This window comes from Exiguobacterium aurantiacum (genome assembly GCF_024362205.1).
GTDB classification, from domain to species: Bacteria; Bacillota; Bacilli; order Exiguobacteriales; family Exiguobacteriaceae; genus Exiguobacterium; species Exiguobacterium aurantiacum_B.
On record NZ_CP101462.1, the window covers coordinates 1,410,172 to 1,433,566 of the forward strand.

Annotated in this window: 28 protein-coding genes, 1 tRNA gene and 1 riboswitch; of the genes, 13 read left to right on the forward strand and 16 right to left on the reverse strand. The window is 51.0% G+C overall.

Annotated elements, in window-relative coordinates; all coding sequences use genetic code 11:
* Positions 1 to 5 precede the first annotated feature (5 nt).
* The 6 genes from NMQ00_RS07310 to NMQ00_RS07335 all read left to right on the forward strand — a co-directional run bounded on the left by NMQ00_RS07310 (position 6) and on the right by NMQ00_RS07335 (position 4,398).
* The gene (locus NMQ00_RS07310) at positions 6 to 788 is read left to right on the forward strand and encodes an AAC(3) family N-acetyltransferase (protein WP_255178545.1); all 783 of its coding nucleotides are present in this window, start codon (positions 6 to 8) and stop codon (positions 786 to 788) included.
* Between the two features lie 40 nt (positions 789 to 828).
* A complete protein-coding gene (locus NMQ00_RS07315) occupies positions 829 to 1,716 on the forward strand; it encodes an alpha/beta hydrolase (RefSeq protein WP_255178546.1) in 888 nt (295 codons plus the stop codon).
* A 119-nt stretch (positions 1,717 to 1,835) separates the two neighbouring features.
* Positions 1,836 to 2,246, forward strand: coding sequence for a WapI family immunity protein (locus NMQ00_RS07320; RefSeq protein WP_255178547.1), 411 nt, complete (start codon positions 1,836 to 1,838; stop codon positions 2,244 to 2,246).
* Positions 2,247 to 2,330: 84 nt separating this feature from the next.
* Positions 2,331 to 3,086: a hypothetical protein gene (locus tag NMQ00_RS07325; RefSeq protein WP_255178548.1), complete on the forward strand. Its 756-nt coding sequence runs from the start codon at positions 2,331 to 2,333 to the stop codon at positions 3,084 to 3,086.
* Between the two features lie 19 nt (positions 3,087 to 3,105).
* Positions 3,106 to 3,462, forward strand: a complete 357-nt coding sequence (locus NMQ00_RS07330; protein WP_255178549.1) for a transposase — start codon at positions 3,106 to 3,108, stop codon at positions 3,460 to 3,462.
* Between the two features lie 87 nt (positions 3,463 to 3,549).
* Positions 3,550 to 4,398: a sulfite exporter TauE/SafE family protein gene (locus tag NMQ00_RS07335; protein ID WP_255178550.1), complete on the forward strand. Its 849-nt coding sequence runs from the start codon at positions 3,550 to 3,552 to the stop codon at positions 4,396 to 4,398.
* Positions 4,399 to 4,532: 134 nt separating this feature from the next.
* Here NMQ00_RS07335 and NMQ00_RS07340 read toward each other — a convergent pair whose 3' ends face one another.
* The 7 genes from NMQ00_RS07340 to NMQ00_RS07370 form a co-directional block, all read right to left on the reverse strand.
* Positions 4,533 to 4,727, reverse strand: a complete 195-nt coding sequence (locus tag NMQ00_RS07340; RefSeq protein WP_034777742.1) for a hypothetical protein — start codon at positions 4,725 to 4,727, stop codon at positions 4,533 to 4,535.
* Positions 4,728 to 4,790: 63 nt separating this feature from the next.
* Positions 4,791 to 5,321: a biotin transporter BioY gene (locus tag NMQ00_RS07345; protein WP_114166267.1), complete on the reverse strand. Its 531-nt coding sequence runs from the start codon at positions 5,319 to 5,321 to the stop codon at positions 4,791 to 4,793.
* 112 nt (positions 5,322 to 5,433) lie between these two features.
* On the reverse strand, positions 5,434 to 6,816 hold the full coding sequence (gene argH / locus NMQ00_RS07350) for an argininosuccinate lyase (protein ID WP_255178551.1): 1,383 nt from the start codon (positions 6,814 to 6,816) through the stop codon (positions 5,434 to 5,436).
* Positions 6,809 to 8,020 (reverse strand): argininosuccinate synthase, encoded by a 1,212-nt coding sequence (locus NMQ00_RS07355; RefSeq protein WP_255178552.1) that lies wholly within the window; start codon positions 8,018 to 8,020, stop codon positions 6,809 to 6,811. Before NMQ00_RS07355 ends, argH begins: the two co-directional genes overlap by 8 nt.
* 125 nt (positions 8,021 to 8,145) lie before the next feature.
* Positions 8,146 to 9,294, reverse strand: coding sequence for a CapA family protein (locus NMQ00_RS07360; protein WP_255178553.1), 1,149 nt, complete (start codon positions 9,292 to 9,294; stop codon positions 8,146 to 8,148).
* Positions 9,295 to 9,419: 125 nt separating this feature from the next.
* Positions 9,420 to 10,907: a sodium/proline symporter PutP gene (putP, locus tag NMQ00_RS07365; protein WP_255178554.1), complete on the reverse strand. Its 1,488-nt coding sequence runs from the start codon at positions 10,905 to 10,907 to the stop codon at positions 9,420 to 9,422.
* A 123-nt stretch (positions 10,908 to 11,030) separates the two neighbouring features.
* The gene (locus tag NMQ00_RS07370) at positions 11,031 to 11,588 is read right to left on the reverse strand and encodes a DNA-3-methyladenine glycosylase I (protein ID WP_255178555.1); all 558 of its coding nucleotides are present in this window, start codon (positions 11,586 to 11,588) and stop codon (positions 11,031 to 11,033) included.
* Positions 11,589 to 11,690: 102 nt separating this feature from the next.
* On the opposite strand from NMQ00_RS07370, the gene NMQ00_RS07375 reads away from it, so the two are divergent.
* A complete protein-coding gene (locus tag NMQ00_RS07375) occupies positions 11,691 to 12,320 on the forward strand; it encodes a DedA family protein (RefSeq protein ID WP_255178556.1) in 630 nt (209 codons plus the stop codon).
* Positions 12,321 to 12,365: 45 nt separating this feature from the next.
* Here the strand turns inward: NMQ00_RS07375 and NMQ00_RS07380 are convergent, their stop codons facing one another.
* Entirely contained in the window at positions 12,366 to 13,541 is a 1,176-nt protein-coding gene (locus tag NMQ00_RS07380) for a cation:proton antiporter (RefSeq protein WP_255178557.1), read from the reverse strand.
* A gap of 40 nt (positions 13,542 to 13,581) precedes the next feature.
* Positions 13,582 to 14,001, reverse strand: a complete 420-nt coding sequence (locus NMQ00_RS07385; RefSeq protein ID WP_255178558.1) for a GNAT family N-acetyltransferase — start codon at positions 13,999 to 14,001, stop codon at positions 13,582 to 13,584.
* A 124-nt stretch (positions 14,002 to 14,125) separates the two neighbouring features.
* On the opposite strand from NMQ00_RS07385, the gene NMQ00_RS07390 reads away from it, so the two are divergent.
* From NMQ00_RS07390 to NMQ00_RS07410, 5 genes are all read left to right on the forward strand, one after another.
* On the forward strand, positions 14,126 to 14,674 hold the full coding sequence (locus NMQ00_RS07390) for a glycerol-3-phosphate responsive antiterminator (RefSeq protein WP_255178559.1): 549 nt from the start codon (positions 14,126 to 14,128) through the stop codon (positions 14,672 to 14,674).
* Positions 14,675 to 14,723: 49 nt separating this feature from the next.
* Positions 14,724 to 15,428 carry an SDR family NAD(P)-dependent oxidoreductase gene (locus tag NMQ00_RS07395; RefSeq protein WP_255178560.1) on the forward strand — a complete coding sequence of 235 codons (705 nt, stop codon included), beginning with the start codon at positions 14,724 to 14,726 and terminating at the stop codon, positions 15,426 to 15,428.
* Between the two features lie 110 nt (positions 15,429 to 15,538).
* Positions 15,539 to 16,387 (forward strand): HD domain-containing protein, encoded by an 849-nt coding sequence (locus tag NMQ00_RS07400; protein ID WP_255178561.1) that lies wholly within the window; start codon positions 15,539 to 15,541, stop codon positions 16,385 to 16,387.
* A 215-nt stretch (positions 16,388 to 16,602) separates the two neighbouring features.
* Complete coding sequence (locus tag NMQ00_RS07405; RefSeq protein WP_255178562.1) at positions 16,603 to 17,592, forward strand: sodium:calcium antiporter; 990 nt, start codon at positions 16,603 to 16,605, stop codon at positions 17,590 to 17,592.
* Between the two features lie 102 nt (positions 17,593 to 17,694).
* Positions 17,695 to 18,753, forward strand: a complete 1,059-nt coding sequence (locus tag NMQ00_RS07410) for a bifunctional glycosyltransferase family 2/GtrA family protein (protein ID WP_255178563.1) — start codon at positions 17,695 to 17,697, stop codon at positions 18,751 to 18,753.
* A 43-nt stretch (positions 18,754 to 18,796) separates the two neighbouring features.
* Here NMQ00_RS07410 and NMQ00_RS07415 read toward each other — a convergent pair whose 3' ends face one another.
* From NMQ00_RS07415 to NMQ00_RS07425, 3 genes are all read right to left on the reverse strand, one after another.
* Positions 18,797 to 19,363 carry a 3'-5' exonuclease gene (locus tag NMQ00_RS07415; protein ID WP_255178564.1) on the reverse strand — a complete coding sequence of 189 codons (567 nt, stop codon included), beginning with the start codon at positions 19,361 to 19,363 and terminating at the stop codon, positions 18,797 to 18,799.
* Between the two features lie 65 nt (positions 19,364 to 19,428).
* The gene (locus tag NMQ00_RS07420) at positions 19,429 to 19,761 is read right to left on the reverse strand and encodes a four-helix bundle copper-binding protein (RefSeq protein ID WP_255178565.1); all 333 of its coding nucleotides are present in this window, start codon (positions 19,759 to 19,761) and stop codon (positions 19,429 to 19,431) included.
* A gap of 115 nt (positions 19,762 to 19,876) precedes the next feature.
* A tRNA-Ala gene (locus NMQ00_RS07425) sits at positions 19,877 to 19,949 on the reverse strand.
* A gap of 133 nt (positions 19,950 to 20,082) precedes the next feature.
* Between NMQ00_RS07425 and NMQ00_RS07430 the strand changes: the two genes are divergently transcribed.
* A complete protein-coding gene (locus NMQ00_RS07430; protein ID WP_255178566.1) occupies positions 20,083 to 20,946 on the forward strand; it encodes a GRP family sugar transporter in 864 nt (287 codons plus the stop codon).
* A gap of 243 nt (positions 20,947 to 21,189) precedes the next feature.
* On the opposite strand, the gene NMQ00_RS16375 is transcribed toward NMQ00_RS07430, so the two are convergent.
* The 4 genes from NMQ00_RS16375 to NMQ00_RS07445 all read right to left on the reverse strand — a co-directional run bounded on the left by NMQ00_RS16375 (position 21,190) and on the right by NMQ00_RS07445 (position 23,317).
* On the reverse strand, positions 21,190 to 21,456 hold the full coding sequence (locus NMQ00_RS16375; protein WP_369696457.1) for a DUF6678 family protein: 267 nt from the start codon (positions 21,454 to 21,456) through the stop codon (positions 21,190 to 21,192).
* 140 nt (positions 21,457 to 21,596) lie between these two features.
* Complete coding sequence (locus NMQ00_RS07435) at positions 21,597 to 22,235, reverse strand: hypothetical protein (RefSeq protein WP_255178567.1); 639 nt, start codon at positions 22,233 to 22,235, stop codon at positions 21,597 to 21,599.
* A gap of 187 nt (positions 22,236 to 22,422) precedes the next feature.
* A complete protein-coding gene (msrA, locus tag NMQ00_RS07440) occupies positions 22,423 to 22,947 on the reverse strand; it encodes a peptide-methionine (S)-S-oxide reductase MsrA (protein ID WP_255178568.1) in 525 nt (174 codons plus the stop codon).
* Between the two features lie 63 nt (positions 22,948 to 23,010).
* Positions 23,011 to 23,111: riboswitch (SAM riboswitch) on the reverse strand.
* A gap of 44 nt (positions 23,112 to 23,155) precedes the next feature.
* Complete coding sequence (locus NMQ00_RS07445; protein WP_255178569.1) at positions 23,156 to 23,317, reverse strand: hypothetical protein; 162 nt, start codon at positions 23,315 to 23,317, stop codon at positions 23,156 to 23,158.
* Positions 23,318 to 23,395: the final 78 nt, after the last annotated feature.

A 23,395-nucleotide genomic window follows, 5' to 3' on the forward strand; every position in this document is an offset into this window, starting at 1 on the left:
GACCGATGAAACATATGGAAACGAAAACAACGTTACTGGCCCACCTGCAAAAGGCGGACATTCGACGAGGGGACGCATTGTTCGTCCACACGTCGCTATCAAAACTTGGCTGGGTGTGCGGCGGGCCCCAGACGGTCATCGAGGCGCTCCAAGAAGCGGTCGGACCGGACGGGCTTATCATGATGGCGACCCAAAGCGGGGACAATTCAAATCCCGCCGAATGGGAAGCCCCACCCGTTCCGGTCGAATGGTGGCAGACCATCCGTAATGAGATGCCGGCGTATGACCCTGCAAAAACATCGACCCGAGGGATGGGGCGGGTACCTGAGCTGTTCCGCTCGTATCCGGACGTGTTCCGGAGCGATCATCCGATGTGGTCGGTCGCCGCTTGGGGGAAGGATGCCGAGAGAATCGTCTCGGGCCATACACTCGACGTCGGCTTCGGACCAGGGTCGCCGATTGAACGGATGATTGAGCGCGATGCAAAAATTGTACATCTCGGCTCACCGCTCGATGCGACGACGTTATGGCATTATGCCGAATATGGGATTGAGGGGCCGGTGAAGCCGTTCGAATGTGCGTTAGTCGAGGACGGTCAACGTGTATGGAAGACGTTCGAGCATCCGGATGTCAACAGTGACCCGTTTGGTCCAATCGGTGAAAATATCGTCAGACGTGCCGATGTGACGACGTTTCAGATTGCAGATGCGACGTGTTATGTCATTCCGTCTAAGACGTGGGAACCGGTGCAACACGCGTTGATTGCTTTACGGAGTTGGCTCCGATGAATCAACTTAAAGCAAGTCGACAATGGAGAGGGGCAGTTCAATGAATCGCTGGGTCAAATATGTAGGAATCGCTGTCGGGGTGTTGGTTCTCGTCGCGTTTCTTGCCGTCGTGGGCATCTCGGCCCACATTGGGGATCAATTGACGTCACCTGAACGGGAGACGTTGACATTTACCCCGAAGACGCTAGGCGTCAAGTATGAGAACATCACGATTGAATCAGAGGATCAACATGATTTATACGGCTGGTGGATTCCACACCCGACGCCGCGCGCGACGATCGTCTTCGCACATGGTTACGGGAAGAACCGGGAACAATCTGATTTGCCACTCAAGGAATTAATTCCGGAGTTCCATGAGCAAGGGTATCAGTTTCTGACGTTCGATTTTCGTGGATCAGGTATTTCAGAAGGTGACCGTGTGACGGTCGGGGCGAAAGAACAAGCAGACCTTGCTGCCGCTATCAAATACGCGAAGGAACGTTCGGACGGGCCAATCGTCTTGTTCGGTGTCTCGATGGGTGCCGCGACGGCGCTCGCGACGGCTGACGAGACAGATGTGGCCGCCGTCATCGCCGATAGCCCTTTCAGTGATCTCCGTGGCTATCTCGAGACGAATCTGCCGATTTGGAGCGATTTGCCGAACTTTCCGTTCACACCGGTCATCATGACGGTGACGCCGTGGTTCACGGGGCTCGATGCGGATATGGTCAAACCGATTGACGATATCGCTCAAATCGAGGCACCGGTGTTATTGATTCATAGTCAAGGTGACGATGCCATCCCAGTGAGCGAGAGCGAGCAATTGGCCGCGGCCGGGGAGGAAGTCGAGCTGTGGGTGACCGAGAATGATGGGCACGTTCAGTCGCACCGTTCGTTCCAAACCGAATATCGCCAGACGGTATTCGAATTTTTAGAGCGCGTGTTGTAAACGAGGAGTCTGGGGAAACCTGGACTCTGTTCGCTCAAAAGGTTCCGAATTAATCTATGGAACCGAATCGAACATGCACGAGTCATTATTAGAGGCAAGGTAGGGAATGGAGTGAGCAGGTGGCGATCATTAAGAATCAAGAATTGTATATCAAGTTGTTTCCTAGAAAGTATGCCGAAAACGGGGATGACCCGTTCATCGCTTCTCTGTTCCACATCAAGGTTCAGAATGAAATCGTCTTCGATTTTTACGGTTCGCTGCTCCTAAAGTCGGAGTATGAGGACTTATTGAGTCATATGGAATTGATGTTGAGTGGTTTGTTAAAGCGGGTTATATTGAATCCGGTCGAACCTTATTTTGTGTTGCGAATCGAAAATGATCAGGATGACCTTTTCAAATGGGTATTCTATAACAAGCTAGGACCGAAGCGGGTTGATGCGTTGCTTGTCACGAAGGACGAGATGGTGGAATTCCATAGACAGTTACAACAAGAGATGACTAAAATCTTGCCGCCGCCGTTTCTACCTTGACGTACGTTGCGAAAAGCAAACAATTAGGGGCCGATTACGTATTCGATGAATTCGCTGCAACTAATGAATAATGGAGTGGTAGGTATGGAGACAATTTCGTTAATGTTCTGTTTTGAACAGGACATTGGGACAAGAAGTCACGCAGAGAACTTTTTGGAATTGTTGAATCAGTTCGAGGTACAACTGTCAAGAGTTGGATTTTTCGAGCCGGTCAAGCAATCGTTCACTACAGAAATATTTAAAGAAATGTGGATCGAAGGACTCGAGGATACCTATAGTTTTATCGGCAGATTAGAGAAACGGCAGAGCTACACGAATATTTACCCTCGAGGCGGATTGTCAGGCAGTGCAGGCTTTCACTTTGCAATCAGTAAACAGCAATTTCAGTTAGAACAAACCAAATGGACAGACTTGTTTCGCTTTGTATGTGAGACGTGGAGACCTTATCGGGCATCAATTGAACTAGATTTGGATAGGGACGTATTTGTCGATACAGACCAACTTTTAAACGAGACGATGTTCTGGACGTATGAACGGGATGATTTCTGGTTCTTGAAAGTGCGTGAGGTGAGTTGGATTAACTATTGGAGTCACGCGTTACTGGAGCATGGAAACATCGAAACAATTGAAGCGTTTGATTGGGTAGCGGTTGATACTGGAGCGGATGGAACGTACTTTCAACTGACCGAAGCTTTCGACGACATATGCTTCGTGGCACGACGCGAAGCGGCCCGGACGCATATCGGACCCGGCATATTATTGGAAAAAGTGATAGATGAAGACTTGATGCGAGAAGCGGAGCGGCTGCGGTCTTCTGACTTCTCGTTCGATGACGTTTAAAATAGAAGGAGCGACTGAAATGGAAGAAAAAATAGAACAATTTGTAAAAGAAGTATACGCGACCGTCGTACAAGATGCCCTTTCAGACTATAAGGATATGTATGAACAAGAAGTGTCGATATCAGATACCGAACTGTATAGTCAAGCGATTCATATGTATCAACAGATGGACGCAGAGCAACAAAAGTTAATGATGCATATCATTGAAGTCGTGATGGTAGACACGGTCTCTCACATCTTCGGGGTGATTGACGGTAGTTCGCCACTGAATGATTCAGACATGGAAGCGACATTACTGCTCGATGATGTGGACTCAGAAGGGGAACTGCAAGATTCCTTTATTGGCTACTTACAGGAGGAAGACTTGTATCCGTGATTGATGTAACGTTAATTTTTGGGGGCGCAACATGCGCTCCTTTTTTGTTATGATTAGTTATGAAAAGGAAAGAAAGAAGGGACTACCATGGATGTAATGGCATTACTATCGTTTCTACTGCTTGGGACGCTCATCGGGATTTTGAGCGGTTTCTTCGGCATCGGGGGCGGGATTTTACTCACGCCGCTCCTGCTCGTCTTCGGATACGAGGCGAGTGCAGCCATCGCCCTCAGTCTCATGCTCACACTCGGGTCGACGACGGCCGGCACGATCTCCCATCTTAAATTAAAGAACGTCAATCCGAAACACGCCCTTTTGATTGGAGTGTTTGGGGTTGTCGGGACATGGGTGGCAACGCCGCTCGTATTCTATCTCGAGACGCTCGACGGGGCGACACCGGTCATCTCGCTAGCCTATATCGCGCTATTGACGTATTTCGCCGTCTCGTTCTTCCGGTCGAAACAGCATGAAGAGGGAAGTGTAGGTTCTGAGTCGGTCCCGCGCCTTGGTTTCATCGGTTTGTTCGGCGGGTTCATCTCGTCACTCATGGGTGTCAGCGGCGGGTTCGTGTTGACCCCGCTTCAAGTCAAACTGCTCAACACCGAGATGAAACGGGCCGTCGGGACGAGTATCGCCGCCGCGTTCCTCATCGTCGTCTCAGGCGTGATCAACTATGCCGTCGCCGGGGCAGATGCGAACTATTGGCATGGCCTCGCGCTCATCGCCGGGGCGATGATTGGCTCGCCAATCGGGGCGAAACAGTTGCAGCGGTTCAGTTCGCAACTCGTCAAGAAGGCGCTCGGTGGCTTCTATGTCGCTGTCGCCATCAGCGTCGCGCTTAACTTGCTCGGCTTCAACGACATCTCGCTCGGACTGCTCGTCGTCCTCGCGCTTTCGTTCATCATAGCGCTATTTATCCGGCCGCGTTCGAAGTGATGATCGACCCTCGTCTACAGACGGGGGTCTTTCTTATAGGGGTAGTCGGAGTATGATATATCCTACGTATAAACATCACCATCGGTATAACGCATGCTGAAGCGCATCAAAAAACCCTGTCCGAGGACAGGGTGTTAACGTCTGGCGATATGATCAATGTTCTCTTGAATCTCTCCGACTTTGCTCTTCGCTTCACGCAACCGTCGTTCGAACGCCTCGGTGTCGCGTTTTTCACGTTGCGGCTCGTCTTTGCCGCGACGCTGTCCTTTCGGGGAGCGATGGATATGGGTCGCTTTCATCAAGCGCTTTTTAAACGTTGAATCGCTCATCAGGACACCCCCTTCCATACTATATACGTTCCACCTCTTCTTTCCGATGAAACGTTTGAACGTTCACGAGGCGAGGGTTCGGCGCATTTGCGGGTTCGTCGAGACTTTATAGGCGATGGCTGCGGCTAGGATGGCTTTGATTAGGTCGCCGATGATGAATGGGATATTCACCTTCAGCGCGTCGATGAACGTCATGCCGAACACGGCTTGGAGACCGAGGCTGCCGACTACATAGACGAAACCGAGGCCGATTAGGATGTTATACGCGACGAGAGCGGGGAACGAACGATGCCGTTCCGATAACCAACCGATCAAAAAGGCAGCGATCGGGAAGGCGATCAAGTAACCGACCGTCGGACCGACGAACGGGGCGAGCCCGCCCGAACCACTTAAGACGGGTAGACCAATCAAACCGAGCAGTAAGTAGACGACGACGGCGAGACCGCCTTTTTTGGCCCCGAGGACGGAAGCGACCGTCATGATGCCGAGCATCTGCAGGGTGATCGGAACGGGTCCGATCGGGATGGCGATGGAGCCGATACTTGCGAGCAAGGCGGCGCCGATGGCAACTTGTGTCAAATCATGAATTCTCACTATGTAAACCCCTTTTCTGTTAACGTTTACTAAAGTAAGGTTAACATCATTTTTTTCGTCTGACAAGCAGAAAAATGAGGACCTGGTCGCAAATTGACCGGGTCCTCATCGTTTAGGCATATGTCGGTAGTTTTTCTTTCGCTTCGGTCAGTTGAATCCGAACTGAGTCGAAGCCCGTCCCGCCGTAACTGTTGCGACGTTTGACGGCCGTCACCGGCGAGAGTGCCTCGTACACGTCCGCTTCAATCAACTCAGAGTGGGTTTGATACGTCTCGATCGGTAATTCTGATAAATACAGACGTTGGTCGATACAATACCGGACGAGCGTGCCTGTCACTTCATGGGCCTCACGGAACGGCATCCCTTTCGCCGTCAAATAATCGGCGAGTTCGGTCGCGTTCGAGAAATCACGCTCGGTCGCTTGCTTCATCGTCTCGGTGTGGAACGTCATGTCTTGAATCATGCCGGCCATGATGCTGAGGCTACCTTGGACCGTCTTGACCGTGTCGAACATGCCTTCCTTGTCTTCTTGCAAATCTTTGTTATAGGCGAGTGGCAATCCTTTCATGATGGTGAGCAGCCCCATCAGATTGCCGACGACACGACCTGACTTTCCGCGGACGAGTTCGGCCATGTCCGGGTTCTTCTTCTGCGGCATCATGCTCGATCCCGTAGAGAACACGTCAGAGATCGTGATGAACCGATACTCTTCGCTGCTCCAAAGGATCAACTCCTCGCAGAACCGTGACAAGTGCATCATGAGCAGCGACGCATTCGACAAGAACTCTAAGATGAAGTCACGGTCGCTGACGGCGTCGAGGCTGTTCGGATAGACTTGGGCGAAACCGAGCAACTCGGCCGAACGGTGGCGGTCGATCGGGAACGTCGTCCCGGCGAGGGCTCCGGCACCGAGCGGGCTCATATCAATCCGTTTCAAGCTGTCACTGAAGCGCTCCTTGTCACGCTCGAGCATCCAGAAGTAAGCGAGCAAGTGATGGGCGAGCGAGACCGGCTGGGCCCGTTGCAAGTGCGTGTAACCCGGCATGATCGACTCGACGTTTTGAGCGGCGTGGTTATAGAGCGCCGTCTGCACGGCTTCGATCCCTTCAATCGTCTCGAGGACGCGGCGCTTCAAATAAAGGTGCATGTCGGTCGCGACCTGGTCGTTCCGACTGCGGGCCGTGTGCATCTTGCCAGCGACCGGGCCGATTTCCTCATGCAACAGCGCCTCGAGATTCATATGGATGTCTTCATGGAAGACGTTGAACATCAATTCATCTGCTTGCGCTTTCTTTGCTAGCGTCTTCAATCCCGCGACAATTTGCGCGACTTCGTCTGCTGTCAAAATGTGTTGTTCCCCGAGCATCGTCACGTGGGCGATGCTCCCTTCGATATCTTCTAACACGAGCTGGGCGTCGAAATGAATCGAGGCACCGAACTCGTCGACCCATTCACTGGCCGTCTGTTCGAACCGGCCGCCCCATAGTTTACTCATGCACCATCGTTCCTTTCTCCGCTAGTACTTCCGCTTGAACTTTCGTCGGCAGCCCCCATAGCTTGATAAAACCGACGGCCGCTTGTTGGTCGAACGTGTCGGCCGACGTGTACGTCGCGAGATGTTCATCATAGAGCGAGATCGGTGATTTCCGTCCGTCGACGATGGCTTGCCCTTTGAACAGTTTCATCCGGACCGTACCGGTCACGGTCTGTTGCGTTTCATCGATGAAGGCGAGGAGCGCTTTCGTCAACGGGGAGTACCATAAGCCGTTATAAATCGTCTCCGTCAATTTCTGTTCGACGATTGGTTTGAAATGGGCGACTTCACGGACGAGCGTGAGCGCCTCGAGCGCTTGGTGTGCCGTGATGAGCGTCATCGCACCCGGTGCCTCGTACACTTCCCGTGATTTGATGCCGACGACCCGGTTCTCGATATGGTCGATTTTTCCGATGCCGTGTGCCCCGGCGACGATATTGAGTTGCTCAAGAATCGCTGTGAACGTCGCCGCTTGTCCGTTGATGGCGACCGGGATCCCGGCATTGAATTCAATCTCGACATACGTCGGTTCGTTCGGTGTGTCTTCGAGCTGTGCTGTCAATTCATAGGCGCTCGCTGGTGGAGCGGCCCAAGGGTCTTCAAGAATACCGCATTCGACGGCCCGGCCCCAAATGTTTTGGTCGATCGAGAACGGCTCTTCTTGCACGATTGGGATTGGAATGCCGTGCTCGGCGGCATAGGCGATTTCTTCTTCCCGTGACCATTTCCATTCCCGGACCGGTGCGATGATTTCAAGCGACGGGTCGAGCGCGTGGATGGATACTTCGAACCGGACCTGGTCGTTTCCTTTACCGGTACAACCGTGGGCGACGGCGATAGCCCCTTCGGCTTGTGCGACCTCGACTAGCTTCTTCGAGATGAGCGGGCGCGATAGGGCAGAGACGAGTGGATAGACGCCTTCATACATTGTATGCGCCTGCATCGAATAACGGGCGAAATCGTTGACGAACTCATCGACCGCATCGATGACGACCGATTTGACGGCCCCGACTTTAAGTGCTTTTTGTTGAATGCGCTCTAAGTCTTTCCCTTCGCCGACGTTCAAACAGCAGGCGATGACGTCATATCCTTGTTCATCCAACCATTTGATTGCGACCGATGTGTCAAGTCCACCTGAATAAGCTAATACGAGTTTTTGTTTCATTTCCTTACACCCCTTATACATAATTATTCATCTGTATTTATAAATATACGACTTACTTTAACGTATGATTCGCGGTAAAGCAACCTTTTTGGCGAAAAAAAAGAATCACTTGTGAAAGTGATTCTTCATTGGACGATTTCGAGCTCGGGCATCCACTGTGACATATGTTCGCTCGTGGCATCGAACAACTCAGGCTTGGCCGACTGTAACGGCACAACCTCGAACGGTCCGTCAGCATTTGAGCGACGGGTGAACGTCGGATAGAACATCGGGTTGGCGAGTTCGAACGTTGTCTCATCCGCCTCGACCGTTTTGACGACATCGATGCCGACGATGCCACCTGTATTCCGGTCGTCACCTTGTTGACCGGATAGGAAGTTTCCGAGTGAGTAGGCGACGAACGTCCGATTGCCTTCAGCGCCATCCACCCAGGCGACCGGTTGGAGGACGTGAGGATGGTGGCCGATGATGATGTCGACCCCGAGGTCGGACAGTTGTTTGACGAGCGTCTGTTGTGCCTCGTTCGGGACCGTTTCATATTCGTTTCCGAAGTGGAGTGAGACGACGGTGATATCGGCTGCTTGCTCGGCCGCTTCAATCTCAGGAGTCATCGCCTCAAGGTCAATATAATTGACGTGATACGGTTGTTTCGGAACGACACCATTCGTGCCGTACGTATAGGCGAGAAACGCGAACGAGATGTCATTCTCAGTCAACGTCCGAATCTCGGCTTTGTCCGCTTCCGATAAGAACGAACCCGTATACGGCATACCGATCTCGTTCCAGTGCGCAATCGAATTCTCGATGGCCGTGACACCACGATCGAGCGTGTGGTTGTTCGCCGTCGTCACCAAATCGACGCCTGAGTCTTGGAGCGCGTCGCCGACCTCATACGGACTGTTAAAAGCCGGGTAACTCGATAAGCCGATCTCACTGCCACCGATCATGCTCTCTTGGTTGGCGATAGCGATGTCGGCCTCGGTCAAAATCGGGGCGATTGGTTCGAAGGCGGCCGTAAAATCATAACCGTCTCCGCTCTTGGCGGCGTTATACACCGTATCATGCAATAAGATGTCGCCAATCGCATAGACTGACGACGTCGTTACTACAGGTTCTGGTTCTTCTGGAACGGGGGCAGGCGCCTCCGCTTCGGTCTCGGGCGGTGGGGTCTCCGATTGTTCCGGGGACGTCTCGACATCGGCGGTCGCGCAACCGAACAGCAGGAGGAGGGGCAAGGTCAACAGGGCTTGTTTATACGGGATTACTCGTTTCAACGGACGAGTCACTTCCTTTCATCTGATTCAATTTGATCTATATGTACCATTCGTTATGAAATCTAGATTTCCTTGTTAGGCGACAAGAAAAAGTGCCAGGCTATAGTAGCATGGCACTCCGATTGTTAAATCCGTTCTGTCTTCAAGATGTGTTCCATTTCCTCGAACTCGTTCGTGATCGTCGAGCTCGGTGGTGGTGTCATCAGACTGACGACATAAATAGCAAGGCTCGACAAGAAGAACGCTGGAATCATTTCATAGAGCTCACCGACGGTCCCGAACCAATCGGCGGCAAAGTTTTTCCAGACGATGACGATGAATGCCCCGACAAGCATACCTGCGAGTGCTCCTTGTCGCGTCGTCCGTTTCCAGAACAGGCTGAACAAGATGAGTGGACCGAACGACGAGCCGAATCCGGCCCAGGCGTAACCGACCAAGTTCAAAATCGTATCGTCCGCGCCGAATGCCAGCCAAATCGAGATGAGCGACACGAGGATGACCGTGATCCGGCCGACCATGACGAGCTCACGGTCGCCAGCCGTTTTTCGGAAGAACTTCTGATAGAAGTCTGTCGTCGCAGCACTCGATGAGACGAGGAGCTGTGACGAGATGGTCGACATGATCGCCGCGAGCAACGCCGCGAGCAAGACGCCGGTGATGAGATCGATGAATAATAAATCAGATAGATTGATAAAAATGTTTTCTGGGTTATCGATCTCAAGTCCGCGCTGGGTATAATAGGCCAGGCCGAACAGACCGGTCGCCATCGCGCCGACGACAGTGAACAGCATCCACGAGATGCCGATCCGTCGTGCCTTCTTGATGTCCTGCAACTTCTCGATGGCCATGAATCGGACGATGATGTGCGGTTGCCCGAAATAACCGAGCCCCCAGGCGAAAAGTGAGACGATGCCGATGAGTGACTGACCGGTCAGCGGATCAAGCAACGCCTCATCGATGTCACCGATTGTCTGGAAGGCGGCGCTTACCCCGTCGGTCGCCGCGATGGCGATGGCCGGGACGAGGATGAGGGCGAACAACATGATGAGTCCTTGGACGAAGTCCGTCCAACTGACCGCCAAAAATCCTCCGATGAACGTATAGATGATGATAATCGATGCCAAAATCAAGACGCCGGTCCCGAACCCGATTCCAAAGACGGCATTGAACAAGCGTCCTCCGGCCACGAACCCGCTCGTGGCATAGAGGGTGAAAAACACGAGTGTCACAGCCGCCGAGAACGTCCGCAACGTGCCGCGTGAATCTTTAAATCGTTTCTCGAAAAAGTCCGGGATCGTGATGGCATCTTCGGACAAATACGAGTACGTCCGCAAGCGAGGTGCGACGAGCAACCAGTTCAAGTACGCGCCGATCGTCAACCCGATGACGATCCATCCGCTCGAGAGCCCGGTCGCGAACATCGCACCCGGTAGTCCCATCAACAGCCAACCACTCATGTCGGAAGCACCGGCCGACAAGGCGGCGACGGCCGGACCTAGGCCTCGTCCTCCGAGCATATAGTCGCCGATGCTCTCCGTCCGCCGATAGGCGATGACGCCGAGTAGTACCATGAGCGCCATGTAAACGGTGATGGATATTAAAATCCCGTTCATAAAACATCCCCCTCAATCATAATGAAAACGCTCTCAATGCTTATGGTATGCACCATGACAAAATTTTGTCACAAAACTGAATCAAGTGCACGATTTTATTGAGGGATTGACCAAATAATCAAATTATTTAGCGAAGCAAGCGGTCAAGTGGTCATTGACGAGTCCGGTCGCCTGCAGATGTGCATAGACAGTCGTAGGTCCTAAAAATTTGAATCCGCGCCGCTTCAGGTCTTTGCTCACTTGATGAGACAGTTCGGTCGTTGCGGGGATGTCGTCATTGGCCGCCCATTGGTTATTGATCACCGTATTGTCGACGAACGACCAGATGTAGGCATCGAACGTCCCGAACTCTTGTTGAATCTCGATGAAGCGCTTGGCATTATTGATTGACGCCTCGATTTTCCGGCGGTTCCGAACGATACCGGGATTGGTCAACAACCGTTCAAGATCCGTTTCATCGAACGAGGCGACCGCTTCGACGTCGAAGTTGGCGTAGGCTTCCCGGTAACGGTCGCGCCTTCGTAAAATCGTGATCCAACTGAGGCCGGCCTGGGCGCTCTCAAGGGTCAAACATTCGAAGTGCTTCTGATCATCATGGACGGGTTTGCCCCATTCCTCGTCGTGATAACGGACGTACATGGGGTCCGTGCCACACCAAGGGCAACGTATCGGTTCGTTCATTGTCGTTTCCTCGCTTTCGTTCAAGTACTTCATTTTAGCACGTCGGGACGGTTTTTGATGTGAGGTGAGGGGTATAATAGGGGATAGTGGAGGTTGAACGATATGAGAGAGTGGATGATCCAGGTCATTGAACAGTTCGGTTATTTCGGTATCGCGTTCATGATCTTTATTGAAAATGTGTTCCCGCCGATTCCGTCAGAGGTCGTGCTCTTGTTCGGTGGATTCTTTGCCGTGAAGACTGATTTGAATGTCCCGCTCGTCATTTTCGCTGCGACAGCCGGTGCCATTTTAGGAGCCGTTTTATTATACGGCATCGGTCTCTATCTCGATGTCGAACAGATTGAGAAGTGGACGAAGAAATACGGGAAATGGATTCGACTCGATATCGCGGACGTTCGACGGGCAGATGCTTGGTTCGACAAGTATGGGGGCTGGATGGTGTTCTTTGGACGATTGATGCCCGTCGTCCGAAGCTTGATCTCGTTACCGGCCGGCATGTCGAATATGCCGTTTCTGAAGTTCTTGTTACTCAGTACGGCCGGCACGGTCATTTGGAACATGATTCTTATTTATATCGGCATCCGTGTCGGCGAGAATTGGGAATCGATCTTACGATATTTAGATGTGTATTCGTACGCGATTTATGGGTTATTGGCCGTCAGTTTGATTGTCTTTTTCATCTGGCGCAAGAAACGCAAGAAAAAACAGTCGAAACAAGCATCATCATTTTGACGAACAAAGGAGGACCTTCACGCGAAGGTCCTCCTTTGTGTCCTATCATTGATCTTCTTTATTTTTTGTCTCATCGGGAAGTACTTTCTCAAGTTTTTCTTCCATCTTGTTAGCAAGAATCTCAGAGAAGCGGAACAAGACGATGCCGACGATGGCTGAGACAAAAATATAAAGGCCGACGAACAAGTTGATCGCTCCGTTCGATAGGGCGGTAAAGAGAATCGAGAACTCGCCGCGCGGGGCGAGTGAGAATCCGGCCTCGTTCGCCTGCACCCGCGTCAAGCCATACATGCGACCTCCGACGCGGCCGACAATCCACTTTGACAAAACTCCCCAAACGATCAGGACGAAGAAGAGCGCATTGACGATGACGCCTTGCTCGAGGTTGATCGAGATCCCGAACGAGATGAAGAAAATCGGTAAGAACAAGTCGCGGACGGGGACCGTCAACCGTTTCAATGGCCGCACGTCATGGATACCCGCAAGCATGATGCCGGCGATGAACGCCCCGAGGATTTCGGACAGCCCAAACACCATCCCGATCCCGGCGAAAAATAGAATCAACCCGATCAACCCGATGCTCGCATCATCTTGTCGCAACAAATGTTTGACGAACCGCTGTCGGTTCAAAACGAAACGAGACCCGATGAAGAGGAGCACTCCAAAAATCACAAATCCAGCGAACACTTTCCCGATGTCGGTGAAAGCGATCGGTTCGTCTTGGATGATGAACGGGGCAACGGTCAAAATGAGCGGGGCGAAAATGTCCTCAAAGATGAGGAGCGCCAGTACAAACTCTTTCACATCTTCATGTTTTTCAGAATGTCGCTCGAGAAGTTTCGCTGAAATAGACGAACTCGTCGCATATAGGACGGCGCCGATCAAAAATGCTTGTGAGAAGTCGAGACCAAACAACAAAGCGATTCCAATCGTGACCCCGAAGGCGAGAAGGACATCTAGAACTCCTGCTTTCCATACTTGTTTCATTCGCTTGACGAGCTCGCTCAGTGGAAACTTTAAACCGAGTAGGAAAAATAACAAGATGATTCCGATCTCCCCGGCAATCTTGAAGACCTCATTCCCGTCCCAGAAGAAGCCGATGGCGACCCCAATGGCGATGAACGCGAGAATACTCGGAAAGAACAACCGCTCGATTAGGAGGCTAAGGATAGAGATGACTGCCAGCGCCAAGCCGAGCAAAACAATCAGGTTCGAATCCATATGTCACCTCCTGCGTATTAAAGTCGGATCCGGGGACATATCAGTCCTGCTTCCACTGATATTCCATCCCGACCGACTCGGGTCGAGAGTAGTCAAATCCAAAATGGCGGTACAGTCCGTCAGCCGGGATATCGGCGATTAAACTGATGATCGACGTGTCGTCTGCTTCTTGCAGAATCCACTCCATCAACTGTTCCATAATCAATTTACCGAGCCCAAGACCTTGACACTCGGGATCGACGACGATGTCGACAAGATGGAACACCATCCCGCCATCCCCGACGACGCGGCCCATGCCGACCATCGTGTCGTCCTTATATAAACAGACGCCATATAGCGTGTTGGCGAGGCCCTTCACCGTCCCCGAGTCGGAACGCTTCGGCATGCCCGCTTTGACGCGAAGACGCTGATGCTCCTCCGGTGTCGGTGTCTCGATTCGAACTTCTACTTCATTCACCATATCGCTACTCCCTCTCTGCATAAGTTAAAATTATTTTCCCGCTATATTGAATCGGTAAACCTTGATTTCCGCTTGTCGTTATTCAGATAATGAAAACATGATATGCAGAAAAGGACGTGTCCATATGATAGAAGGTCAAACCATTTTACCCGCGCTCCGAGACATGCGAGACATCGAGACGTTTGTGAAAGGACCGTTCAACGTCGGTGTGCTGCTCGAAGTGCACGTCGCCCGGCTCGATGGCGTATTCCAGTTGTTAGCGGCCCATGACAAGCAAGTGTTCGTCCATCTCGATTTGATTCAAGGACTAAAAGCAGATGAATATGCGACCGAGTATATTTGTCAGACGTATCGCCCGTATGGGATCATCTCGACAAAAGGCAGTGTCATCTTAAAGGCGAAACAAAAACAAGTCAAAACGGTACAACGTCTGTTTTTGATCGATTCGAGCTCGCTCGAGAAGAGTTATCGCCTCATCAACCGCACCCAGCCGGATTACATCGAGGTGTTGCCTGGCCTTGTCCCGAAATATATCCGGTCCGTGAAGGCAGCGACGAATATCCCGGTCTTCGCTGGTGGGCTGATCTCATCGTCTGACGAAGTCGAGGCCGCCCTCGAGGCCGGGGCGATGGTCGTGACGACGTCAGACCAACGTCTGTGGACGATCAAATAGGACTCGTTTACGTTGAATCCGGGTATGTGAGTCTCCAGGAGGGATGTATATGAAACAAATCATGATTATCACGGGCGTCAGCCAAGGGATTGGGTATGCACTGGCCCGTCACTTCAGCGACGACTATCGAGTCATCGGACTCGATATCGGGGAAGACCCACAACTTGACGGGGTAACGTTCCATCAGATGGACCTAGGGGATCATCAAGGTGTGGCCCGTGTGTTCACGAAGATTCAGCAAGAAGTCGGCACCGCCCACGTGCTCATCAATAACGGTGGCGTGTCTTCACTCGTCAAACCGATGACCGAACTCGACGTCGAGACGTTCAAACACGTGATTGACGTCAATCTCGTCGGGACGTTCGCATGTTCGAAATCATTTTTAACGTTAAATGAAGGGGCTGACTTCGGTCGCATCATCAACGTGGCGTCGACCCGGGCACTCCAGAACGAGGCAGATTGGGAAGCGTACGGCGCTTCCAAAGGTGGAATCGTTTCGTTGACCCAGTCGATGGCGGTCTCCTTGGCTGAGCGACCGATCACGGTGAATGCAATCAGTCCCGGATGGATCCATACCTCGGAGGAAGACCTTCGTGAGATCGACCACGCGCAACATCCGTCAGGGCGGGTCGGGGAGCCGGATGATATCGTTCGGGCCGTCGCCTATTTGATTGATGAGAAAAATGATTTCGTTAACGGGCAAAACTTGATCGTCGATGGTGGCATGACGAAAAAGATGATATATGAACCTTAAGTCACAAAACCGGGACCATTACCCTATCTTTTAATGGAGGGTATGCGTGCAAAGACCTAGTGATGGGTATAGGATGGGGAGTACATTGAACATGTGAAGGAGGAAGCGTCGTGCATCAGCTGATTGAAGAGGCACTCCGATTCGCGGCCGTCCGTCATGACGGACAGTTTCGAAAAGGAACGAACATTCCCTACTTGACCCATCCCGTCGCCGTCTCGATGTTGCTCGTCGAGGATCGACAACCCGTCCCGGTCGTCACGGCCGGACTGCTCCATGACTTGCTCGAAGATACGTTGACCACACCGGACGAACTGAGTGAGCGTTTCGGACATGAGGTGACTCGATTAGTCGAAGCTGTGTCCGAGCCAGGGAAACACCTGTCTTGGGAGGAACGTAAGCGGATGACGATTCAGAATGTGCGGACGATGCAGTATGATGAAGTGGCACTCTTGGCGGCAGACAAGTTACATAATCTGCGCTCGATTCGAATCGACGTCGAGTCTGCCGGCAAACAAGTATGGGACCGCTTCAAACGACCGCTTCGCGACCAGTCCTGGTATTATCACGAACTGCTCCAAGCGTTGAAGCCGTTCGCGCAGACAACGACGCTCATCGAAGCGTTCGAGACGGAATTGAATCTGCTGTTTTACGGTGTCGAAGAAGGGCGGACCGAGAAGCTCGAGAAGCTCTTCGACGTCATCAAACACGGGTTCCGCGAAGAAGATTGGCTTCAAGAGACGACGACGCTTTGTCAGACCGCTTTTGAACTGAATGAGACGATGCGTGAAGGGTATCGCCACGGATTCGAGGTCAACCAACCTGAACTTGACGCCTTGTCGGCTCAATTGAAAGAAGCAGGACTTTGGGAACACTTGTCGCTCCCGGCACTTCAAGCGATTGATGAATTATCGTATCGAATGGCACTGCAATCGGACGATATCGTCGCGCAGCTCGAGTGAAATGATTGTCAAGTGACCTTAAACGTGATATATTCGTCGTGAACATAAGAGGGGGAGTAGCGACCACGAATGTGGTCGGTGGGTCGTCATTACGGTGCAATGCACTCGGTCCATCGAGCTTCTGAACCAAGTCCGCGAGACCTTTTTATGGATGCTTATTCGGCGTCCATAAAAAGGTCTTTTTTGAATTTTTGAAAAAGGGGAGACACAGGAATATGGTATTCATTTACTTCATCTTGGCCGCTGCACTGACCGTGTATGCCGCCATCAAACTATCGACGTACGCCGACGTCATCAGCGAGAAGTCAACGATGAGCGGCATGCTCGTCGGGACCGTGTTGCTTGCCGGGGCGACATCATTGCCGGAAGTGACGACGAGCGTCTCGGCCGTCATGATCAACAACCCGGATATCGCTATCGGGAACATGCTCGGCTCGAACTTGTTCAACATCTTCATCTTGGCGATGTTCGACTTGTATTATCGTCAGAAACGTCTATTTAACGAAGCGAGTCGGGACCACCTCTACACGGCAAGTCTCGGTTTGATGTTGACACTCGTGACGATGCTCGCACTCGTCATCCGCATCGACTTCACGATTCTTGGGATCGGCATCGATGCATTATTGATTGCCGGGTTGTACGCGATTGGAATTTACTATATCGGAAAACGTCCGAAAGAACCGTCGACAGAACGGGAAGTCGAGCAAGAGGTTGGCGTCAGCGTCACCGACTCGATTCCGATCAAGCGTGCGGTTATCGGCTTCATCATGGCCGCCCTCGTCATCATGGCGGCCGGAACAGCGCTCTCGGTATTAGGTGATCAAATCGCCGTCGTGACCGGACTCGGTTCAAGCTTTGTCGGTAGCTTCTTGATCGCGGCCTCGACATCGCTCCCAGAAGCGGTCGCCGTCTTCGTCGCCTTGAAGCTTGGTAACGTCAACTTGGCATTCGGTTCAATCTTGGGGAGTAACATCTTCAATATGCTCATCATCGCGATGTCGGACGTCTTCTACCGAGGCGGCTCGATTTTGGCTGATGTGTCAACGTCACACTTGGTGACGGCGATTGGAATCACGATTTTGTCGGTCTTGGTCATGTACAGTGTTCTTCGCAAAGATGTCACGTCGAAGTTCCGCTACGTCTTGCCGTCCGTGCTCGTCGTCCTCGTCTATTTCGCGTCGTCTTACTTTATCTTCATCGGTTGATTAACCACACGGTGTCCTCGGACATCGTGTTTTTTGTTTGAGGCGGTTCGAGGAATCACTTTTCACTCACTTGGGTATAGAAGGAGGGAAGGAGGGGTGGCGATGCAAATGCATTCCGTGGAACGTCTTGATGATTACGTCATATTAATCCCCGCATATAACCCCGATCAAGCGCTCGTCACACTTGTCCGGGAGTTGAAAGCAGAAGGATTCGTCCATCTGTTCGTCGTGAACGATGGGAGTGCAGAGACGTCCCGCCCTGTCTTTGACGAGGTCGGGAAATGGGTCACGGTGCTCGAACATGCTCGAAATCAAGGGAAGGGTGCAGCGTTGAAGACCGGGATTCGACATGTCGTTCAGCATTTCCCTAGAACGAACGGGGTCATCACGGTCGATGCGGATGGGCAACATCTGCCGGCCGACGTCTTAAAGCTGTATGAAGAGGGGGTCCGTTGGCCCCACCATTTGATTATGGGCTGCCGCGACTTTTCCGGGTCCGACATCCCGTTCCGGAGCCGATTCGGAAATCAGATGACGCGTGGTGTCATGTTGCTCGGGAGCGGTCTTCGTCTGAAGGACACGCAGACCGGCCTCCGGGCGATCCCGCTCCGGTATGCGGAACAATTGCTCGATGTGCCGGGGAACCGTTACGAGTTCGAGATGAACATGTTGACGTTCACGAAACGACTGCAAGTCCCGATCCATCAGACACCAATTCAGACCGTCTATGTGGCCGAGAACGCCTCGTCCCATTTCCGGCCGGTGATTGACTCGATTCTCATTTATCGCATGTTTTTGGCCTATTCCTTGTCATCGGTCGCATCGTTTTTGTTAGATATCGGGTTCTATGCCTTGTTCGTCTATTTGTTGAATCCATGGTTCGAGACGACGCACGTCTTGATCGCGACGGTTGTGGCCCGCATTATGTCATCGTTGTTCAATTATTTCGTCAATCGGAAGATCGTGTTCCATTCGAAGGCGAAGCGGGCGATGCCGAAATACTTCGGGCTCGTCGGATTGCAGATGGCGCTGTCGGCCGGTCTCGTCTTTGCGCTGTTCTATGTCATCCGCGACGGTGAAGTGTGGATTAAAGTGTTCGTCGACAGCTTCTTGTTCGTCGTCAGCTATTATGTCCAGAAAAAATGGATCTTTAAACGCTAACAGGCCAAGACGATCGTCTTGGCCTGTCTGGTATGCATATCGGTCAATAAGCGAGCTTTCCGAGCTTGACCGATGTGTACCGATGCAACTCTCGCGGGTCATGGATACCAGTTTTGAGCATCATGTCGCGCACGAGCAGCGCACAGACACGGGCATCCTCGGCTGCATCGTGATGGACGAACGGGACGTTCAAATACTCGGCCATCGTGTTCAGCTTATGGTTCGGCAGACCCGGATACAGTTTTCTCGACAGCTTGACGGTACAACCGTATTCAATCGTTGGAAACGTGTATAAATCATATTTGGCGATCGCTTTCTTGAACGCGCCCATATCGAATGAAGCGTTATGCGCCATGACAAGGTCGACATCCCTGAGCGTCGGATAGAGCTGTTCAAGCACTTCGGGCAAAGCCGGTGCGTCCCAGACGTCGCTCGGCCGGATGCCGTGGACGCGGATGTTGCCGGCATCGAAGTCTTCCTCCGGATTGACGAGCAGTTGGTTCGTTTCGATGATTTCACCGTCGACGAGCAGGCTCCACCCGACGGAGCAAATGCTCCGGCTATCGCGGTTCGCCGTCTCGACGTCGATGGCAAGAATTGAATGTGACATAATCGGTCCCTTTCTCATAAAACAAGTATAAAAAAAGTCTAACATATCGTTAGACTAAAAAGCGATTATGCGGCCACGAGGTTGCGACACGCCTCGGCACAGCGGAGACACGCTTCGGCACAACGTTGACAATGGTCATGCAAGTGACGGCCGCATTCGACGGCGCACGTGTCGCACACTTGGGCACAGAGGGCCGCGATCGGTTTGGTGAACGCCGAATCGGTCTCGAGTGCGTTCAAGGTGAGGGCGCAGATGTCGGAGCATTCTCGAGTCAGACGAATGCACTCTTTTACCATCAGCACATCTTCTTCTTGTAAACTTTTTGAAAAACAATGATTGCTCGTCCGCATACAGTCAATAATCGCTGAAATTGTATCTTCAATTGAGTCTCGGTTCATGATAAGTCCCCCTTGGCAGAATAATGTATCTTCAAATCATTACCCGATACCATATCGCTTAAACCGCGCCAAGACGACAAAAAAGTCACTTCACAAAAGTGAAGTGACCAAGTTATGGAGCATAGCGGGCTCGAACCGCTGACCTCCACGCTGCCAGCGTGGCGCTCTCCCAGCTGAGCTAATGCCCCGTTCGAAAATTATTATATCATCCTAGTAAAACATTTGGCAATGGGTATTTTTAATTTTTTTGAACAAAGTTTAATCAGCGCTGAACGTGGGAAAATCACAGATGATGTTATATTACGAAAGCAGGTGTCATCCATGGAAATGATTTTACTCGCACTCTTACCTGCCTTGATGTGGGGGAGTATCCCTCTGATCGTCTCAAAGGTCGGCGGGAAACCGATTCAACAGTTGATCGGGACGACGATGGGGGCGATGGTGATGGCGGTCATCATCGCGCTCGTGTTCAATCCGGAGTTCACGACACTCGCGCTCGTGACCGGTTTCATCTCCGGGGCGTTCTGGGCGCTCGGTCAGTATCTACAGTTCCAATCGTTTCAAATTTTAAGTGTCTCGAAGGCGATGCCGATCAGTACCGGCATGCAACTCGTCGGGACGTCCTTGTTCGGTGTCATCGTACTCGGCGATTGGCAGACATCGACCGAGTTGTGGCTCGGCTTTTCGGCACTCGTCTTGATTATCATCGGGGCGGCACTGACGTCATACCAGCAACAAAAAGATGGCGACAGTAGCGGGGCCTTGAAGAAAGGCTTGCTCGTCCTGCTCGTGTCGAGTATCGGTTATGTGACGTACGCCGTCCTGACGAACTATTTCGAGGTCGACGGGATCACGGCCATCCTGCCGCAATCGATCGGGATGTTCATCGCGGCGCTGTTGTTCAGCCTGCGTGAGAAAGATGTGAAGAAGTTCGATCCAAAAACGTTCAAAAACATCTTGGCCGGGATCGCCTGGGGAATCGGGAACTTCGGGCTGTTCGTGTCGAGCGGAGAGGTCGGGATTGCGACGTCGTTCGCTTTGTCCCAATTGAACGTCGTCGTGGCGACGCTCGGCGGAATCTATCTATTGAAAGAAGAGAAGACGACTAAAGAACGTGTCTTCGTCTTTATGGGTATCGGCCTCATCGTCGTGGCCGGATTCATGCTCGGGATTGCGAAGAGCTGAATGAATTTGTTAACGATGGACCAAGTTGCTTGATGCGACTTGGTTCTTTTTTTGTTGAGTTGGAATATGGACGGTGATTTGTCATGATTAGAAAAAGAATGGGAAAAAGTAAACGAGAATATGCGAGAGAAGAGAAAAGAGAACTAGCATTTCAGATATCATACTCGAACGCCTTTGTTTTTAAGTGGCAATAAAGGAATCAAGGAATGGAGTGAAGGTGGCTTATCGTAAGTTACATTTAAGTTAAATGTAGTCAATATATGTCCCAGTTCCTACATAATTTATAGACACGAATGACATCTCCGGGAATCTTTCCGGGTACATAAATTTTCTCGAGTATATCAATAAGATTTCTTCGTGGTTCCTCGGTGTCTGCTTTAATTCTAACCACTCTATGTACTTGTAGTCGCCAAGTTTGAAATAATAATACCACTCAGCATCCCATGATGAAACATAGCCGGTTTCAATATCTTTTGTTCGCCATTGGTAGTTGATAGAGTGATTGCACATCGTCCCTTTAATTTATTCCTAATTTTGTATTATTTATTCCTAAATCAGCATGATAATTGGTCATTTGTAGTTGCCTCCCGAATCTTAATAGGTTGTTCAAGATCTTCGTAGCCTGATTAGATGAACAAAAGATTGTAGCTTCACATCAATTGTTTGCTATTAGTTATTAATGAATCTAAGAATGGTTTACGCCCACTGTTATCGGCGATTATGTCCGGGGGTAAGTATTGAATGAGCAGGTTTCGAAGCTCTTGTTTCTCAGCCTTACTTATTCTTGCATCACTAATAGGGATGATTACTCCCTCTTTAGATTCAAGATAATATAAAAAAAGACGATTTTCGTCGTTACCCAATCTTTCAATAGATTCCCAAGTAACTTTAGTAATTTTGTTGATTTGATTATTGATCGAATGGATTTCTATTCCAGTTTCTTGAAAGTGCAAAATTAAATCTCGTGGAAAGTGATTGTTTTTTTTAGAAAAGAACCTATAAATTAAGAGCCTCACAAGATCGGAAATTTTGCTTATAGCCGGCATCATCAATAAAATAAATAAAACGCCTCCAAATGCTCCAAGGATAGAAAGTATGTCATAGAATGGACTTGTCGATGAAGTCGGTTTGAATAGAAGTGATGCAAAGAATAACCCAATCCAATATACAAAGAAAATTGTTGCGATGATTAGGGTGGTCTTTTTTTGTCGACGAGACCTGGTTTTTTTAAAATACTCCTTTTGAAGTGCGATAATGTCTTCGGATGTCAATTGATAGTTAATGATCATTGAGATTCTCTCCTTTTTTATGTCATTATTATCTATTGTTGCATTAATCTTGTCTGAAGCCCAATAAAGTCTACTACGGATTGGTGTATTTGCTATTAACATTTCATTCGTACGATCAGTGTCAAGATAGTCGAAAAAGCGCGACCATTTCAAGATGGTCGCGCCTTTTCATTTTCAAATATACTTGTTAAACCTTTTCCGCCCACACCACATCAATAAATTCATCACGTCCTGAAATAGCCCGATCTTCCTTATAATGTTTCGGATTCTTCTTATGGAAGTCTTGATGGTATTCCTCGGCCGGATAAAACGTGTCGGCCGGTAAGATTTTCGTGACGATCGGCTGTTTGAAACGTCCACTCGCCGCGAGCGCGTCGCGACTCTGTTCTGCTTTCACGCGTTGTTCTTCCGTATGATAGAAGATGGCCGGCGCATACTGTTGCCCGCGGTCTTGGAACTGGCCGCCGTCATCGGTCGGGTCGGTCTGAATCCAATACAGTTCGAGCAGGCGCTCGTATGCGAACAGCGTCGGGTCGAACGTGATCTCGACGACCTCATAATGACCGGTCGTCCCTGTTTTCACTTGTTCATACGTCGGATTGTCGACGTGACCTCCGGTATAACCGGATACAATCGACTCGATGCCAGGTTGTTCCTCGAACGGCGTCACCATGCACCAAAAACAGCCGCCTGCGAATGTTGCTTTCTCCATTAATAAGTCCCCCTCGATCAATTTCCCAAAAAAAGCGCCCATGTCATCGACATGAGCGCTCAGTCATATCGGCCAAGGCAAACGCCTTGCTGGAAGTAGCACCTTGCCGAAGCAGGTTGCTGTGAAGTCATAGAGCCAGGTCTCTCGTTCACTCAAGATATCGATATGTAGTTGGTGACAGCATCATACCATCAGATTTGAAGCGGCGTCAACGGTTTGGCTTGCGTCGGAGTTGGAACAAGGTGGCGCCAAGAATCAAGATGACGAGCACGACCGAGGCGGGTGTCGAATAAGCCTCTTCCCGGGCGTACAGTTGTAAAAAGAACAAGGCGAAGACGGCAAGTAAGACGAGCACATAAGAACGGGTCATGGTAACCTCCCTTTTCTTTCAGTGTACCAAGTTACACATTCGTTGGCGATAAGAAACAGGAAATGGTTCGTCGCTAGC